This is a genomic window from Pilimelia columellifera subsp. columellifera, assembly GCF_039532605.1.
Taxonomy (GTDB): domain Bacteria; phylum Actinomycetota; class Actinomycetes; order Mycobacteriales; family Micromonosporaceae; genus Pilimelia; species Pilimelia columellifera.
In genome coordinates this window covers 21,623-38,140 of record NZ_BAAARY010000022.1, presented here as the reverse complement: position 1 = coordinate 38,140, position 16,518 = coordinate 21,623, and the positions used below count along the sequence as shown (strand labels likewise).

The window sequence follows — 16,518 nt, the reverse complement described above, 5'->3', positions numbered from 1 at the left end:
ATCACCGGGACACAGGACCAACGCCGCCGCAGCAACAGACATGCCGCATTGTCTCGCACCCAACTCGTCAAATCACTTCAGACACGCGACACTAGGGTCTGCGTCAGGGCGAGCTATCCGAGATACCTCGGGCGCATGACAAAGTGCTTTTCCTGAGTTTTACCGCAAATTCCGTGACGACTGCGATTTCGCAGGAAATCGCTTGGCGCAGGCCAGTGATAAGAGCGTCATCGCCACTCTGATCGTCGACGACGACCGCGACATTGGGGCAGTCGTCTTGGCGCGAGCAGCGTATCTGCCTCCGGTACCGCAATGACCAGGCTGGTCTTCACAGCACCGCGATGCTGGCCGGCGCCCGCTCGGCGCGGGTCAGCGCCCGCAGCACCGCGATCGGCCCGTGCTCATGCACGGCGAGCCGGGTCAGCACGGCGAACACCGCCGCGAGTGCCTCCTGCGGCAGGTCCGGCGTCTCCTGCTCGACGCTCACTGCCAGGTCGTCGAGGTGTACGGCCATTTCCACGAGCCGGGTGACCAGGAAGTCGTCCAGAGTCAACGCCCACGGGCCGGGAGCGAACAGCACCACCCGCCCAGACGGCTCGGCCGGGAGCCGCTCGCGCAGCTCGGCCAAGTGCCCGCGGCACTGCTTGACCAGCGCCGCCCCGCCGCCGCCCGCCGCGGCTTCACTGCCGGTGCGGATCTCGGTGTTGCGGGGATTGTCGATGTCCCCGCCCCGCCAAGACGCCCGGACGAAGTGCTCCAGCAGCGGGATCGGTGCCTCGTCCGGCGGCGACGCGGCCAGCAGCGGCGGCACCCGGCCGATCGCACTACCCAGATGCACCGCGACACCGCCGACGGTCATCTTTGGCAGCCGGCTCGGCGCGCCCCACGCGGCTTCGATCGCCGGATGGTCGAGGAAGTCGGTGAGTACGGTCGCCGCCACGAGATACGCGTCTCTAATCACACTCTCAGGTTAGGCGCTCGGCACCAGCGCGGCGACACGCTGCGATCAGGCCCACCGGCGGCACCCCGAGGAATACGGCCGAGACCCGACGGACATCGCCGCATCGACCAAACGGCCAAGGCGATGACCGGCCCCAACCCGCGTTGCGGCTAATGAGTGCGGCTGGACGGTGCACGGTGCACGGTGGCGGTGTGGCGGGATACCGGCCGATCGGCTCCGGTGCCTGGTGGTTAGGTCGTTGCTCGGGTGAGCGCGTCGACGCGGCGTAGGGCGTCGGGTAGCCGGTAAGGGCCGGCCATATCGGTCACGAGGGTGGCGGCGTGGGTGGCTGGGATGCCGGCTGAGGTGACGTAGAGCGGTCGCTTTGCGTCGCCGCGATGTACCGCGATTGCGTGGGTGGCCGGCCGGAACGCCGTTTTGGCCACGCCGATGACGGCGACGTTGAGGTAGGTGTGCAAGTGCGCGCCGAGACCTGGGCGGCCCTGGGGGTCAAGGTCGACGTAGCCGTCGATGATTACGAGGGACAAGGGGTGGGCGAGGTCGGCGAGCACGGCCCGCAGTGCGGGTAGTTCGCGGGTGTAGAACCGGCCGGATTGGTAGGGGGCGACCTCAAGCAGCCAGCGCACTCGTTCGTCGAGGATCCGGGTGAAGCGGGGTTTGTAGGCCGTCACGAGGGCGGCGCGGGCACCGCCGGTGGCCGGGTAGTGGACATCGACTGCCGCGTACCGTCCCGGCTCGGAATTCGTCATACCAACAGTCTCCAGACGCGGCGCCGGCTGCGTCCGACGGGCAGCCGTCGCCTGGGCCATCCATGCTCGGCACCGCCCGACGCGCTGACGGCGGCACGATAGTGCCTTGGATGCGCGACGATCACCCATTAATGTCAGTGGACCTCAGTAAGCGTTGGGTCAATGTCGCTACGACATCTTCCGTCGAATGGTCAGCATCGATCGAGGGCGTGAGCATGTCCAGAAGCAACCCATCCATCGCGTATTGCATCAACGCGATGTCGCCCGGTCCCACGGTAAAGTCTGCTTCTTGGCTGAACGCTATGTTTGCGTGGTAGTTGCGCTGTAGAACGTCACCGAGCAAACCACGGAGTTCGGGTCGCCGGGTCGCTTCCAATCGAAGTTCCATCAGGGCGAGCATAACCTCAGGATCGGCCATCGCGCGTTCGACGATATAGCGCATGTAGTCGGTGAACAGGCTGACGTCGGGTTGGCGGTGTGCGAGAGCGCTCACTCGCTCAGGGTCGGGTGCGAGTCGCTCGAAAACCCGTTGGCCCAGCGCTATCAGCAGGGAATTCCGCGACCCGAAATAGTTCGACGCGGTGCCCAACGGCACGCCCGCTGCCCGGTCGACGGCCCGGTGGGTGAGGCCGCGGGCGCCCCCGGCGGCGAGGATGCGCAGGCCGGCGTCTGCCAACTGGGCACGGCGTTCAGGATTGCTGGGCACCGGAACAGGATAGCTCTACCACTACAGGCGTGCTACTTTAACCACGACATCAGTAGTGGTTACTGAAGGGTGACCTACTTGACGGGAGACCCGTGCGCGAGCTGACCTACTACGTCGCTGTCACTATCGATGGCTTCATTGCGGCCCCAGACGGGGACTTCGGGTTTTTCCCACTGCGGGGAAACCACCTGACCGGGTTGATCAAAGAGTTTCCCGAGACGATGCCGGTTCATCTCCGTGCAGCCCTAGGGCTGACCGACATCTCGGCCCGGCAGTTTGACACTGTGCTGATGGGGCGCCGCACCTACGAACCGGCCGCCCGTGCCGGCCTTACCAGCGCGTACCCACATCTCGATCAGCACGTCTTCTCTCGGACCATGCGCGAGGCTCCCGACCCCAGCGTGACACTTGTGAATGAGGACCCCGTTGCATACGTGCGTCGACTCAAGCAACGCTCAGGTCTCGGCATCTGGCTTTGTGGAGGCAGCGACCTCGCTGGTGCGTTGTTGCCGGAGTTAGATCAGCTTATCCTCAAGGTGAACCCTGTGCTTATCGGCTCAGGTAGGCCGCTATTCAACCGACAATTCGAAGTGCAACAGTTTACATTCATGGGCACTCAGGCATACGACAGTGGAGTGGTTGTCCAGCGGTACCGCCGCACACAATGAACGGCGACCCGCACGCAAGATGCGCTCACTCTCATCGGCAGTTGCGGATGTCGGCGTCTACGAGGGTATAAGGAGATGACGGCGACGAAATGCCGCCGGCCGGCCAAACACCCGAATCACCAGGAACCGAGTCCAACTCTGTTGATTACGATTTCGGCACTGCTGGACCCGGGGTCAGGTAGACCGAACCGGTGGCCAGCCGACGGGCATACTGGCCGACCTTGAGCACCGGCACCGGCTTGAGGCGGGGCCACAGCCCCGCCTGGGACAGCTCGCTGAAGTAGATCCCGCCGCTGGCCGTGGGCATGGCCAGGGTGTCGTCGGCGAACATCTTGTTCAACGTCTCCTGTGGGGACGGCGGCCCGGCGGCTGCCGCCGCCCGATCCTCCATCGCCCGCCTGGTCGCCCAGACGGCGGCGGCGACGGCGTCGTGGTGCATGAGGGCGTAGCCGTCCCGTAGCCGCGCCGCCGGCACCCGCAGGTTGGCGGTCATGAGGTTGTGGAACCTGCCGTAGTAGGCGGGCGTGCCGGCCTGGCCCGCCGGCCAGCCGTCCGGGTCGGTGGAGGAGGCGTCGAGCACGCCGAGCTGGGCTTCGTCGGCGGCCTTCTCGGTGAGGGTGAGGCCGGTGGCGCCGGTGGCGATGACGAATTTGCGGATCGGGTTCTGACAGGCGCCCCGGTCCGCCAGCGCGGCCACCAGGGGGCCAAGGTCTCGGTCCCGGCCGGCGTAGAAGACGATGTCGGGCCGGTTCCGGCAGATGGCGTCGACGACGTGGGCGAAGTCGTGCGGCTGGCCGCGTCGCGGCGGTTTGCTGCCGGTGAACGCGACGCTGTGGTCGGTGATCCGGTAGGCGGCGTCGAACTGGGTGGTCAGCGCCTCCTTGAGTCGCTGGACGTAGTTGTCGTCCGGGTTCCGGTCGAAGACCAGGAACCCCCGTTCCATCGGGGCGCCGGCTTTCTTGGCGGCGGCGATGGCGGCGGCCAGCGCCGCCGCGTACTGCTGGTTCGACGGGGACACCTTGAAGAACGACTCGGCGGTCATGTCGTCGGCGCTGACCACCGCGCCGATGCTCGCCAGACCCTTCGCGCCCAGCGCCCCGGCCGCCAGCCTGGTGTCAGGGACGCTGATGCCCATTCCGGTCACCGCGACCAACGGGCGCTGCCGGTCCTGGCTCAGGGCCACCAGTTGCCCGGCGACGCCCGGCCAGTCGGCCTGGTCGTTGGGGCCGGGCGTGTGCAGCCGGTCCCAGGCGCCCTGGTCCAGACCGCTGTTGGCGAGCACGAGCTGGACCAGCGGCGACGGGTCGCGTAGGCCGTGGGCGCGGGAACGGTCCCCGTTGGCGGCCACCTGCGCCGCGTGCGCCCCCCACAGGGCGTGGGCGATCTCCCGGGGCCCCATCGCCGAGCCGTCGCCGCTGGTCATCGGCGACAGCACCGCCACCCGCACCACCGGGACCCCGCCGGCGGCCCGGTCGTCGACCCGCTTGTTCTCCGCGACGATCCGGCTGATGGCCTCGTTGACGGTCGGGTCGGTGGACCCGAAGGGGTGGTCGGCGGTGATGATCCAGCCCAGGCACTGGTCGCCGAAGCGACCGCCGGGACGGGACAGGGCGTAGTCGGCGGTGGCCAGCGCCGCCACCTGCGGGCAGCGCCAACGCTTCTGGAGCGCCGTCTCGGATCGCCGCTCCGCGATCTCCTGCCAACCCAGCGCCCCGGCGGCGATGGCGATGACCGCGCCGACGGCGAGCCCGCCCCGCAACAGCCGCCGTCGGCGCCGCTGCCGGGCCAGCGTCTTGGGATGCGGCGGCACTTCCAATCCGGCGACGCCGACCATCAACGGCCCCCTTCCAGTCTCCGGTCGGTGGTCGGCGCGCGCCGCCACCGGGTGGCCAGGTGCTGGTAGTGCTCGATCCGGTCGGACACCGCAGGGCAATCGTGCTGGTGGTGCTCCAGCAGCCGCCAGTACGCTCCGACGAGCCGCCGGTACAGGCCGGTGCGCTCGCTGCCGAACGTCGGGCCTCGCACCGTCCACTCCAGTCGCGCCAGCGCCCTGACGAACGCCGTCGGGCCGTCCTCGGCATCCTGCTCGTCGGCGGCGCTGTAGGGGACCGCGAGCGGTCGCCCCGGCCGGTGCGGGGCGCTGGTGGCGGCATCGAGCAACCGTAGCCACTGTGGGGCCGGGAGGAGCGGAAGCTGCTCGGTCAACGCTGTCGCCACGGCGTCGGTCTGTTCGGCGGCGAGCAGGTGGTGCAGCCGGCCGCCGAGGTCGTCCTCGGCCAGCGCCAGCGCGCGGTGGACCGGCAGCCAATTCCACGGCCCGGTCGTGCGGCGGGCCAGCTCCCGCTGGGCCAGCAGCCGCGGCATCGTCACCTCCAGGCCGTCGGCGGCGGCCCACCAGCCGACGGGGAACGGCGCCCCGCGGTTCGGGTACGGGATTTCCATCGCCCGAAGTAGCGCCTCGGCCGCCTTCCGGTTGCGCGCCGCCGAGCAGGTCACCAGCAGTTCGCGCAGGTCCGGGTCGATCTCCTGGCCAGCGGACGCCGCCAGCGCGGCCTCCAACGCCCCGCCGTCGTCGGTCAGCAGGTCCTCCGGCTCGATGATCGCGCCGTGCCGGATGTGGTCGCGCATCGCCGGGCGCAGGTAGTCGCGCAGCAGGACGGTGGCGCCCGGGTGCCCGCAGCCCAGCTGGTGCAGCAGCTGGGCCAGGTTCACGGCGTCAGGACCTGCCGCCACCGATGTCACCAACGGCACGATGTCAGCCTCGGTGAGCGGGTCGAGGGTGCGGCGGGCCCAGCGGCGCCGGCCGAGCGTCGGCAACGCGCCGCCGGCCACCGGCTGCACGTCCGTCACGGTGGCGTGCCGCACCGGTTTGGGCAGCCGGTCGAGCAGACCCCCGCGACTGGTGGTCACCAGGACGAGCGGGTCGTCGGTGTGCAGGCCGGGGCCGTCGGGCCGGGCGGCCGCGAACGTGTCGTGCAGCAGCTGGACGCCGACGGCGGTGTCCGCGTTGTCCAGGAGCACCACGCAGTTCGCGGTCCGCTCGTCGGCGTACCGGCCGTTGCGGTAGCCGTCGGCCAGGTCGTCCAGGAGGGCCGTCAGCAACGTCGCGTGCGCGGTGAGCGCGCCGTTCGGTCGCCCCTCGCCCTGGGTGGAGTGGTTCAGCTCGATCAACGCCGCCACCGGATCCGCCCCGTGCGCCGGGTGTTGCCGGGCCCACCACTCGTGGGCGGCGGTGTCTCGTCGCACCCGGTTGGCGACCGTGTCGATGACGACTCCGGTGAGCGCGCCGATCGTCTGCGGCGCGGGCGCCAGCCCAGGGATGAGGCTGACCGCGTCGGTGATCACCCCGGCGACGACTTCCTTGATCGTCGCCTGGCCGCGCCACCGCCGCAGCAGCGACTGGACCGCCGAGCGGTGCTCGGTCTCGCCGCCGGCGCTGAGGTCCAGCTCGATGGCGAGAATTCCCAGGAAGAAGCGCGGGAACGACAACGCCCCGTACGGCTGGCACGGCCGGGCGAGCTGCAGCGCCACCGCGACCAGGAGCGCCCGGAGGGGGTGGCGGGCCGAGGGGCGCAGCTGGTCCAGGTCCAGATAGCTGTGCGGGGCGCGACCGGCCACCGACTCAGCCAACGCCGACAGCAGCGCCGTCTTCCCGCCGCCTGGCCCCGCCTCGAAGACGACGACCGGCGCGGCGCCACGGCGTCCCGGGTCGGTGTCCGGGACGCGGAGCACAGCGCGGTGCACGAGGCTGACGTCGAGCGAGCGTCCCACCAGGTCGGATGCCATCTTGACTCCGTTAACGGTCGACGGTGGCCGAATGTTCCGGCCTACCGGCGGTGGAAAGTTCAGATAATGCACATCGGACGGAGTGTCGTCGGGCTGGACCGTCCGGTCACAGCACCTGGACGGCCAGGAGGGTGAGGCCCACCGCGACTCCCACGGCCACGATCGCCGTCCGCAGCCCCTTGGCGGGAAGACGCGTGGCCAACCGCGCCCCGGCGTACCCACCGAGCATCGCCGCCGGCGCCAGCACCCCGACCGTCGCCCAGCTGACCGGCCCGAACCCCCCGAACGCCAGCACCGTCACCGCGCCGACCACGGCCGCGACGACGTTCTTGGCCGCCCCGACCCGGGCCAGCCGTTCCCCGCTGGTCAGGGCCAGCACCGCGATGAGCAGGACGCCCAGCGCCGCCCCGAAGTAACCGCCGTAGCAGGCGGCCAGCGCGACCAGCAGCTGTCGGGCCGCCGGGTGCGGTTCGCCGGCGATCGCCCGCAGTCGGTCCTGCGCTGCCAGGGCCCCGCTGGCCGCCAGGACCAACGCCGGCGCCGCCCACGCGAACGCCGTCGCCGGCGTCAACAGCAGCAGCGCGCACCCGGCGGCTGAGCCCAGCACCATCGACGGCAGCAGCCGTAGCAGGTCCCCGCGCTGTCCGGACAGGTCCCGGGCGCTGCCGCCGACCGCCGCCAGATATCCGGGCACGACCGCGACCGAGTTGGTGACGTTAGCCGCGACCGGCGGCATGCCCAACGCCAGCAGCGTGGGGAAGGTGATGAGGGAACCACCGCCGGCGACGGCGTTCACCCCGCCGGCCGCCAGCCCCGCCGCCACGAGGACAGCAGCCTCGCCGAAGTCCATCGCCCTCCATCCACCGACGCCCCGCCCACCCTATGGGCCCGCCGGCACACGACGGGGGATCCGCCCGGCGGCCCCGGCCCAGCCTGGGGCTACGATGGCGAGGCGATGGGCGAGTCGGCTGGGCGGCCGCGTAGGTCCCGATCTCGGGCTCGCCCCAGGGTCGGGGCCGCCGAGGAACGTCCGGACTCCGCAGGGCAGGGTGGTTGTTAACGGCAACCCGGGGCGACCCGCGGGACAGTGCCACAGAAAACAGACCGCCGACGTTCGCGTCGGTAAGGGTGAAACGGTGGGGTAAGAGCCCACCAGCGCTCCGGGTGACCGGGGCGGCTAGGTAAACCCCACCCGGAGCAAGGCCAAGAAGGGCCGCGTGAGCGGCCCGCGCAGACGTTCGAGGGCGGCCCGCCCGATGTCTGCGGGTAGGCCGCTGGAGCCTGCCGGCGACGGCAGGCCGAGATGGATGGCCGCCACCGACGCCACGGGCGTCGGTACAGGATCCGGCGTACAGGCCGACTCGCCCATCGTCGCAAAGTCGCACCCCGCCTTCCTTCGCAAGTCGTTCAGATCGGGCGTCGAGCAGCCGAAGAAGACAGCATTGGCCCTGCGGGAAGGCGGAAGGCGGGTGCGATGGACAACGGCAGCAGGACGCTACGTGTGCTCGTCGCGGTTGGCCTTGTCCTGACCCTCACCGTTGTCGAGACCGCGCGAGCCGCGTTCAGCAAGAGCAGTCCGAACATCGCTGGCACTTTCACGGCGTCTACCAACTTCTTCGCTGGCGAGTTGTACGGGTGGGGTGACAACACCACCGGCCAGATCGGCCTCGGCAACAACACCAGCCCCAGGACGAGCCCGCTGCAGGTGGGCGCGGTCACCACCTGGTCCGTCGTCGAGACCACAAACCAGCCGGCGATCGACGCCGACACCGGTCATACCTGCGCCATCAGGACCGACGACACGCTGTGGTGCTGGGGGCGTAACGCCGAAGGCCAGCTCGGGCGCGGCAACTACACCGACACCTACAGTCCGGTCCAGATTTCGGGCAGCTGGAGCAAGATCGCGTTGGGTGGTATGCACACCTGCGGCATCCGGACCACCGGCACGCTGTGGTGTTGGGGCCAGAACTCCTTCGGTCAGTTGGGCGTGGGCAGCAACATGACGTACACCTCGCCGCGGCAGGTGGGGTCCGCGTCGGACTGGACGGCGATCGCGGCCGGCAACGTGCAGGGGTGCGGCCTGCGCAACAGCGGCGATCTCTACTGCTGGGGCGAGGGCCTCAACTACAAGCTGGGTAACGGCTCGACCGCCGAGCAGACTTCTCCCGATCTGATCAACAGCAACACCCACACCCAGGTCACCATGGGTCGGATGCACGCCTGCGCCCTCCGCAGCGGCGGCACGCTGTGGTGCTGGGGGCTCAACGACTCCGGACAACTCGGCCGGGGCAACTACACCACCGCGCAGACCCCGACCCAGATCGGGGCGTTGACGACCTGGACCTCCATCGTCGCCGGCCGTGACCACACCTGCGGTCTGAAGTCGGGCACCCTGTGGTGCTGGGGACTGAACACCAACTACGAGCTGGGCCTGGGCAACACCACCGACCGGACCTCACCGGTCCAGGTCGGCGCAGCCACCGACTGGATGAAGGTGACCCCCAGCAACGAGTCGACCTGCGCCAACCGCAACGACCGCGCCATCTACTGCTGGGGCAGGAACAACTACGGCCAGCTCGGCCAGGGCGACACCGCCACCGAGACCACCCCCAAGCTCGTGCCCGGCCGCACCGGGCTGGTCTACGCCGGCGGCACCGGCAGCGCCACCACCTTCGCCATCGGCTGACCCCACCCCACAAGTCCGGGACGGTCAGCCGAGCGCCGCGTCGACCTCGTCGGCGACGCGTTCGCCCGAACGCACCGCCCCGTCCATGTAGCCGGTCCAGTAGTCGGCGGTCTCGGCGCCAGCCCAGTGGGTGAGGCCGCAGGGCTCCCGCAGCGCCGGGCCGAGGGTGCTGAGCGTGCCAGGTCCGGCGATCCCGGTGGGGCCGCCCCGGGACCACTGTTCGCGGTCCCAGCGTTGCAGGACGAACGCCGTCGGGGTCGCCGCCGCCGCGCCGAAGTACCGCACGAACGAGCCGAGGCACTCGGCGCGGACGAGATCCTCGTCGGCGCCGTCAAGCCGCCGCATGTGCTCCGCCGACACGAAACCGACCAGCACCCCGGCGGTGGTGTCCGGTGGCGTGCCGTCGAACGTCACGTCGACCGGCCCCTGGTCGCTGACGGCCTGGCCGGTGAGGCCACGGGCCCGCCAGAACGGCCGCGCGTACACCGCGAGCGCCTTGCCGACCGAGCCCATCGGCATCCGTTGGGCAAGTTGCAGCCGTGCGGCGGGCAGGGTGGGTGTGAACACGATCGTCGAGCTGAGCGCGGGCGACATCGCCACGACCACCCGGCGGGCCCGCACGGTGAGCTGGTCGGCGACGACGGTCGCGGTGTCGCCGGCCTGTTCGACCGCGCGCACGGCGACGCCGAGCCGGACCCGCTCGCCCAGCTCGGCGGCCATCGCGTCGGGAATGCGCTGCGCTCCGCCGACGAGCACCGACTCCTGGGCGCCGCCGGTGGTGGAGGCGAGGCGCTGCACGGTCCCAGGGTGGTTCTCGTCGCCGGCGGCGGCGATGTAGTTGAGCCAGTACAGCAGGGACACCTCGGCCGGATGCGCTGACAGCGCGGCGCTCATCGCGACGCTGAGCAGAAACCGGGCGCCTGGTGTGAACGATCGCTTGTTGATCCATTCCTGGACGCTCTGCGCGTCGAGGCGGCGGGCGTGCCGATGCCGCCAAGGGGCGCCGACCGGCATGGCCCGCGCCATCCGGTTGAGCGTCAGCATCGCCGCGGCGGCCTCGACGGCGCCGATGTCCGGCGGGATCGGCCCGAGCGGCCCGGCCGCGTGGTACCGGCGAAGTTTGCCGCCCCGGTGGTAGACGTTGCGGCCGGTGTCGAACGTGCGCGCGGTAGCTACCTCGAACTCGTCGGCCAGAGCCAGGATGCGGTTCTGTGTGGGCCCGACGAACTCGGCGCCGCACTCCACCACCGGCCCGTCGTCGGTGGGGACGCTCAGCACCCGGCCGCCGACCCGGTTCCGGGCCTCAAGCACGGTCACCCGGCGCCCGGCGCGGATCAGCCGCCGTGCCGCGGTGAGCCCGGCCAGGCCGGCCCCCACGATTGCCACGTCCACCTCAGCCATCGCTGTTGCCTCCGGTCACGAGCGACGCCATCTCCCCGCCTCCGCGGCCGTCGGCAGCCATGTTCGACTGGTGCTAGCGACAATCCGTAATGGACCCACTGTATGACGGGCCGGATGATCTGAGGGAAATCTCAGCGGGTAGCTGGGCCCGGTCGTCCTTCCGTGCTCGCTCGCCCGGCGCGGGCCAGGCGGCGCTGGTAGAAAGAACCGGTGCTGATCCGTCGCGTCCACGCCCCCCGCATCGACTTCGCCGCGCTGCGCGCGGAGCTGCGCCTGCCCACCGGGTTCTCGCCGGAGGTTGAGCAGGAGGCGGCGCTGGCCGTCCAGTCCGCAGGCGTGGCCGCCCGGGATCGGGCGGACCGTACCGACCTGCCGTTCGTGACGATAGACCCGCCCGGCAGCCGGGACCTCGACCAGGCGGTGTGCCTGGAGCGCCGGCCCGGCGGGCACCGGGTGCGGTACGCCATCGCCGACGTCAGCGCGTTCATCGTCGCCGACGGGCCGCTGGTGGCGGAGACCTGGCGCCGCGGCCAGACGATCTACCTGCCGGACGGCAGCGTGCCGTTGCACCCGCGTCAGCTCAGCGAGGGAGCGGCCAGCCTGCTGCCGGACGTCGACCGGTTGGCGGTACTGTGGACGATCGACCTGGACGCCGACGGCGCCACCGAGTCGTTCCACGTCGAGCGGGCCGTGGTGCGCAGCCGCGCCCAGCTCGACTACGCGACGGTGCAGCGTGACGCGGACGCCGGCGCCCTGCCGCCGGCGCTGACCGACCTGCCACGGTTGGGCGCGTTACTGTTGGAGCGCTCGCTTGAGCACGGCGCGGTGAACCTGCCCCTCCCCGAGCAGGAGTTGGTCGCCGACGGGGACTCCTGGCGACTGGTCCTGCGTCAGCCGGTCCCGTCGGAAGAACACAACGCCCAGATTTCGTTGCTGACCGGCCGGACCGCTGCCGAGATCATGCTGGCCGGGGGTGTGGGGCTGCTGCGCACCATGCCCGCTCCGCCCCCGCAGTCCCTGAGCCGGCTTCAGATTGCGGCGCGGGCGTTGGGCGTGCCCTGGCCGGCGGAGGCGAGCACCGGACAGGTGGTGGCGGGTGTCGACGCCGCTGACCCGCGCGGCGCCGCCTTCCTCGACCACGCGGCCGAGCTGATGCGCGGCGCCGGCTACACGGCCTTCGACGGCGCGCCCCCGGAGCAGACCGCCCACGCCGGGGTGGGCGGGACGTACGCGCACGTCACGGCGCCGCTGCGCCGCCTGGCCGACCGGTACGCCACCGAGGTGGCGTTGGCGCTGTTCGAGGGTCGGACCCCGCCACAGTGGGCCACCCAGGCGTTGCCGCAACTGCCACGCGTGATGGCAGACAGCGGACGGCTGGCGGGTTCCGCCGACCGTGGCGCTGTCGACCTGGCCGAGGCGACGGTGTTGGCGGCCCGGGTGGGTGAGCTGTTCCCGGCTATGGTGATCGATGTGGACGACGAGCGCCCCGGCGCCGCCGGGCCAGGCGGGGTCGTGGCGTTGGATGAGCCCGCGGTCCGGGCACGGTGTTCCGGTCGGTTGCCGCTGGGGGAGCGGGTGCTGGCGAAGCTGGTCACCGCGGATCCGGCGCGACGGGAGATTCTTTTCGCGTTGGCCGACTGAAATGAGGGTCCATGAGCGGTAAGCGCACGTCGATCGTGTTCGTGGCCGCCTTGCTGGGCATCCTCGTCGGGCCGGCTGCCCGGGCGGGGGCCCGACCGGACGCCGGCAGCGGTCTGATCACCATCATCCACACCTTCGCGGCCGACAAGCCGGCGCTGGTCGATGAGGTCGGCCAGCGTGGGATCAAGGCGCTGCTCTGGTACGACTACCGGGTCGATATCACCTCCGCTGGGCTGGATCTGAGGGCTTACCACCTCCGTGCCCGGGAGCTGCACCCGACCCCGATCGAGCTGCTGACGGTGACGACTGTCGGGCAGTGCCGTGCCAGCGGCGAGCATGGCGTCAAGGCCGGCGTCTGGATCGAGTTCGAATGCGTCACCAGACCGGACGGGCAGGCGCTGCGGGTGCGCTGACCGCGACCGCGCGGGACCGGTGCGGCACAATCCGGTCCGTGACCGTCGCTGAGCTACCCACGCTGGCCCGCCCGCCCCGGCGGGTGGTGTCGCTGGTCCCGTCGTTGACCGAGGCGGTGGCGGTCACCGCCGCCGACCTTCTGGTCGGCGCCACCGACTACTGCGCGTGCCCCGCCGGCCTGGACGTCGCCCGGGTCGGTGGGACCAAGTACCCCGACGTCGCGGCAGTGCTCGCCGTCACTCCCGATCTGGTCCTGGCCAACGTTGAGGAGAACCGCCCGCAGGACGTCGCCGCGCTGCGCGCCGCCGGGGTCCCCGTGTGGGTGACCTACCCGCGTGGCGTCCCTGCCGCGTTGGACACGCTGGCGACCATGTTCGCCCTGCTCGACCGCCCGGCGCCAGCCTGGCTCGCCGAGGCCGGGCGGAGCTGGGCCGGCCCGCCGCCGCCGGTCGTCGCCACCGTCGTCGTGCCGGTGTGGCGGCGGCCGTGGGTGGTCCTCGGCGGCGGGACCTTCGCCGGCGACGTCCTGCGCCGTCTCGGCTACGCCAACCGGCACGCCGACGCGTCCGAGCCGTACCCCCGTCCCACCCTGCCCGCGCTCGTCGCCGGCGCCGACCTCGTGGTGCTGCCCGACGAGCCGTACGCGTTCACCGCCGCCGACGGGCCCGAGGCGTTCCCCGGCCAGCCCTGTGCCCTGGTGTCCGGCCGCCACCTCACCTGGTACGGGCCGAGCCTGGTGACGGCGCCCGAGGTGCTGCGGGCCCAGCTGGCGGCTACCGTCACCGCCAGCCGGCCGTAGGCTTGCCGGCATGGTGCTGAGCCCAGCGGCGGTCGTCGAGGCGGTCGCCGTCGCCGTCGCCGGGCGGTACGTGTTTCCGGAGGCCGGGACGGCGCTCGCGGCCGAGCTGCGCGCCCGTGCCGCCGCCGGCGCCTACGATCAGCTCGCCGGCCCGACCCTGGGCGAACAGGTGACAGCCGACATGTTCGCCGGCTGCGCCGACCACCACCTGCGGCTGCGCTGGCGGGAGCGCCCAGTCGCCGACCCGGTCGTCGCGGCGGCCGAGAGCGAGCGCCGCTACCGGGAGAAGCTGCGCCGCGGCGCCGGCGGGGTGCGGCGGGTCCAGACGCTCGGGGCGGGCGTGGCGCTCGTCGAGCTGACCCAGGTCGGCCCGCCGCAGTGGGTGGGCGCTGACCTGGCGGCGGCGTTCCAGCTGGTGGCCGGGGCGTCGGCGTTGCTGCTGGACCTGCGGACCAACCCCGGCGGAACCCCCGAGGGCGCGGCGTTGGTGTGCAGTTACCTGCTGCCGGCGCCGTCCACCCATGTCAACACCGTTCATTCCGGCGACGGCGTGAGCCGCCAGTTCTGGACGACCCCCTGGCTGCCGGCGCCACCCTTCCTGGACCGGCCAGTGTGGGTGCTGACCGGTCCGGAGACCTTCTCCGGCGCCGAGGAGGTCGCGTACAACCTCCAGGCGATGGGCCGGGCGACGGTGGTGGGGGAGCGCACGCGTGGCGGCGCCCACCCCACCGACCGGGTGTGGCTGGACCCACAGCACGAGCTGATGCTGCCGGTGGGCCGGTCGGTCAATCCGGTCACCGGAGCGAACTGGGAGGGCGTGGGCGTGCGGCCCGACGTCGAGGTCCCCGCCGCCGAGGCTGAGACCACCGCGGTCCAACTCGCCCACGCCGCCCGCTGACGGTCGGTCAGACGCCTCGCGTCAGAAGGTGTGCTCCGGCCCGGGGAAGGCGCCGTCGCGGACCTCGGCGGCGAACGCGCGCACAGCGGTGGTCAGCTCGCCGGCCAGGTCGGCGTAGCGCTTGACGAACCGGGGCGCCGCCCCGCCGCGCAGCCCGGCCAGGTCCTGCCAGACGAGCACCTGCGCGTCCGCGCCGACGCCGGCGCCGATGCCGATGGTGGGGATCGCCAACTCCTTGGTGACCCGTTGCGCGACCTCCCCGGGAACCATCTCCAGGACGACGCTGAACGCGCCCGCCTCCGCTACCGCGCGGGCGTCGGCGAGCACCTCGTCGGCCTGGTCGCCGCGGCCCTGGACCTTGTACCCGCCGAGCTGGTGCTCGCGCTGGGGGGTGAATCCGATGTGGCCCATCACCGGGACGCCGGCCCGGACGATCGCGGCGATCTGCTCGGCGACCCGAACGCCGCCCTCTAGCTTGACCGCGTGACAGCCGGTCTCCTTCATGAACCGCACCGCCGTGCGGATGGCCTGGGTCGGGCCCTCCTCGTACGAGCCGAACGGCAGGTCGCCGACGACGAGCGCGTGCCGGGTGGACCGGACTACCGCCCGCACGATCGGCAACAGCTCGTCGACGGTGATCGGCAACGTGCTGTCGTGGCCGAAGACGTTGTTGGCGGCCGAGTCGCCCACCAGCAGCACCGGGATTCCGGCGGCGTCGAACAGGCCGGCGGTGTACTGGTCGTACGAGGTGAGCATGGCCCACTTCTCGCCGCGATCCTTGGCCGCGCGTAGATCGCCGATCCGGATGCGTCTGGTGGCGGGCCCGCCGTACAGGGCCTGGATGTCGGACATGACGGTTCTCCTCTCGCCTCGGGGCCGCTGGAGCGCGGTCCCCGGGTCTACCGCCGATCCTTACACGCCGTCGCCGTGGGCCGCTGGCCGCCCGATGCGCCAGTTCGTCACATCCTGCGGTATCGGGCCTGGACGAAGCAGTGCCCGGCGTAGGCGGCCAGACCTGCGGCCACCGCCCCCAGGAGCAGGCCGCCGTGCGGCTGTTCGGCCAGGGCACGCAGGGCGGCGTCGAGGCCCCGGGCCTTGCCCGGGTCGAAGGTCACGGCGGCGGCGGTGAGCAGCACGCCGGCGATGCCGTACGCGACGCCCTTGGCCGCGTAGCCGAGGACGCCCAACACCCGTGCCGTTCCCTGTTCGGTCGCCGACATCCGACCGGTGTCGAGATGGTCCTCGAAACCGCGGCTCACGCCGTGGACGACCAACCCGAGCCCGACGAGCGCGAGCGCGACGCCGCCGGCCCCGACCAGCCAGCGTCCGCCGTCGTGGGACATCAGCTCGCCGCTGGTCGCCTGCTGCTGGTCGGCGCTGGACGAGGCGACCCGCAGCACCACCTTGCCCGCCGTGATCGCCAGGTACAGGTAGACCACGGCACGGCCGGCCGAGACGAGGCGTTCGACGACCCGTCGTCCGCCGTCCTGGTCATGGTGCCCGACCGTGGCCTCAAGCGTCTGCCAGCTGACCATGACCAGCAGGCCGACGCCGATGGCGGCGACGAGAACCCGCCCGTACGGTTGGCCGGCCAGCGCCCGGAACGCCCCGCTCTGGTCGCCGGCGTCCGCCGGCGCCCCGGCCGCGATGCGCCACGCCAGCCACGCCACGAGCAGGTGCAGCAGGCCGAAGCCGGCCAGACCGGCCCGGGTCAGGCCGACCAGCCACGGGTGGTGGGCGGCGCGGGTGGCCGCGTGTTCGATGTCAGTCGCGGTGGTCATGGCCGGGGTGATGCCCCGTGGGGGTACG

General features: G+C 71.6%; 15 protein-coding genes and 1 other RNA gene. 7 read left to right on the top strand and 9 right to left on the bottom strand.

Translation table 11 applies throughout. The annotated features are described in order from the left end of the window. Positions 1–328: 328 nt before the first annotated feature. The 3 genes from ABD287_RS16615 to ABD287_RS16605 form a co-directional block, all read right to left on the bottom strand. Entirely contained in the window at positions 329–961 is a 633-nt protein-coding gene (locus tag ABD287_RS16615; RefSeq protein WP_344174134.1) for a maleylpyruvate isomerase N-terminal domain-containing protein, read from the bottom strand. 230 nt (positions 962–1,191) lie between these two features. Further along, complete coding sequence (locus ABD287_RS16610; protein WP_344174132.1) at positions 1,192–1,710, bottom strand: endonuclease V; 519 nt, start codon at positions 1,708–1,710, stop codon at positions 1,192–1,194. 121 nt (positions 1,711–1,831) lie between these two features. Continuing rightward, positions 1,832–2,416: a TetR/AcrR family transcriptional regulator gene (locus tag ABD287_RS16605; protein ID WP_344174130.1), complete on the bottom strand. Its 585-nt coding sequence runs from the start codon at positions 2,414–2,416 to the stop codon at positions 1,832–1,834. Between the two features lie 92 nt (positions 2,417–2,508). On the opposite strand from ABD287_RS16605, the gene ABD287_RS16600 reads away from it, so the two are divergent. Further along, entirely contained in the window at positions 2,509–3,084 is a 576-nt protein-coding gene (locus tag ABD287_RS16600) for a dihydrofolate reductase family protein (RefSeq protein ID WP_344174128.1), read from the top strand. Between the two features lie 145 nt (positions 3,085–3,229). Here ABD287_RS16600 and ABD287_RS16595 read toward each other — a convergent pair whose 3' ends face one another. From ABD287_RS16595 to ABD287_RS16585, 3 genes are all read right to left on the bottom strand, one after another. Beyond that, entirely contained in the window at positions 3,230–4,918 is a 1,689-nt protein-coding gene (locus ABD287_RS16595) for a type 1 periplasmic-binding domain-containing protein (RefSeq protein ID WP_344174126.1), read from the bottom strand. Beyond that, positions 4,918–6,870: a hypothetical protein gene (locus tag ABD287_RS16590; RefSeq protein ID WP_344174124.1), complete on the bottom strand. Its 1,953-nt coding sequence runs from the start codon at positions 6,868–6,870 to the stop codon at positions 4,918–4,920. Before ABD287_RS16590 ends, ABD287_RS16595 begins: the two co-directional genes overlap by 1 nt. Before the next feature lie 106 nt (positions 6,871–6,976). Then, on the bottom strand, positions 6,977–7,720 hold the full coding sequence (locus tag ABD287_RS16585; RefSeq protein ID WP_344174121.1) for a sulfite exporter TauE/SafE family protein: 744 nt from the start codon (positions 7,718–7,720) through the stop codon (positions 6,977–6,979). A 110-nt stretch (positions 7,721–7,830) separates the two neighbouring features. Here ABD287_RS16585 and rnpB point away from each other — a divergent pair. Together rnpB and ABD287_RS16575 are read left to right on the top strand one after the other, a co-directional pair. Further along, an RNA gene (gene rnpB, locus ABD287_RS16580) (RNase P RNA component class A) lies at positions 7,831–8,238 on the top strand. A 106-nt stretch (positions 8,239–8,344) separates the two neighbouring features. Next, positions 8,345–9,556 (top strand): RCC1 domain-containing protein, encoded by a 1,212-nt coding sequence (locus ABD287_RS16575; protein ID WP_344174119.1) that lies wholly within the window; start codon positions 8,345–8,347, stop codon positions 9,554–9,556. Between the two features lie 24 nt (positions 9,557–9,580). Here the strand turns inward: ABD287_RS16575 and ABD287_RS16570 are convergent, their stop codons facing one another. Next, on the bottom strand, positions 9,581–10,957 hold the full coding sequence (locus ABD287_RS16570) for a flavin monoamine oxidase family protein (protein ID WP_344174117.1): 1,377 nt from the start codon (positions 10,955–10,957) through the stop codon (positions 9,581–9,583). A gap of 210 nt (positions 10,958–11,167) precedes the next feature. Here ABD287_RS16570 and ABD287_RS16565 point away from each other — a divergent pair, with 210 nt between their 5' ends. From ABD287_RS16565 to ABD287_RS16550, 4 genes are read left to right on the top strand one after another with little or no spacing between them, the layout of a single operon-like run. Next, positions 11,168–12,598, top strand: a complete 1,431-nt coding sequence (locus ABD287_RS16565) for an RNB domain-containing ribonuclease (protein ID WP_344174115.1) — start codon at positions 11,168–11,170, stop codon at positions 12,596–12,598. Positions 12,599–12,609: 11 nt separating this feature from the next. Continuing rightward, positions 12,610–13,011 carry a hypothetical protein gene (locus tag ABD287_RS16560; RefSeq protein ID WP_344174113.1) on the top strand — a complete coding sequence of 134 codons (402 nt, stop codon included), beginning with the start codon at positions 12,610–12,612 and terminating at the stop codon, positions 13,009–13,011. A gap of 38 nt (positions 13,012–13,049) precedes the next feature. Next, complete coding sequence (locus ABD287_RS16555) at positions 13,050–13,811, top strand: helical backbone metal receptor (protein WP_344174110.1); 762 nt, start codon at positions 13,050–13,052, stop codon at positions 13,809–13,811. Between the two features lie 10 nt (positions 13,812–13,821). Continuing rightward, positions 13,822–14,709 (top strand): S41 family peptidase, encoded by an 888-nt coding sequence (locus ABD287_RS16550; protein ID WP_344174108.1) that lies wholly within the window; start codon positions 13,822–13,824, stop codon positions 14,707–14,709. A 21-nt stretch (positions 14,710–14,730) separates the two neighbouring features. Here the strand turns inward: ABD287_RS16550 and panB are convergent, their stop codons facing one another. Continuing rightward, entirely contained in the window at positions 14,731–15,561 is an 831-nt protein-coding gene (gene panB / locus ABD287_RS16545; protein ID WP_344174106.1) for a 3-methyl-2-oxobutanoate hydroxymethyltransferase, read from the bottom strand. Positions 15,562–15,668: 107 nt separating this feature from the next. Beyond that, complete coding sequence (locus ABD287_RS16540; RefSeq protein WP_344174103.1) at positions 15,669–16,490, bottom strand: DUF1206 domain-containing protein; 822 nt, start codon at positions 16,488–16,490, stop codon at positions 15,669–15,671. Positions 16,491–16,518: the final 28 nt, after the last annotated feature.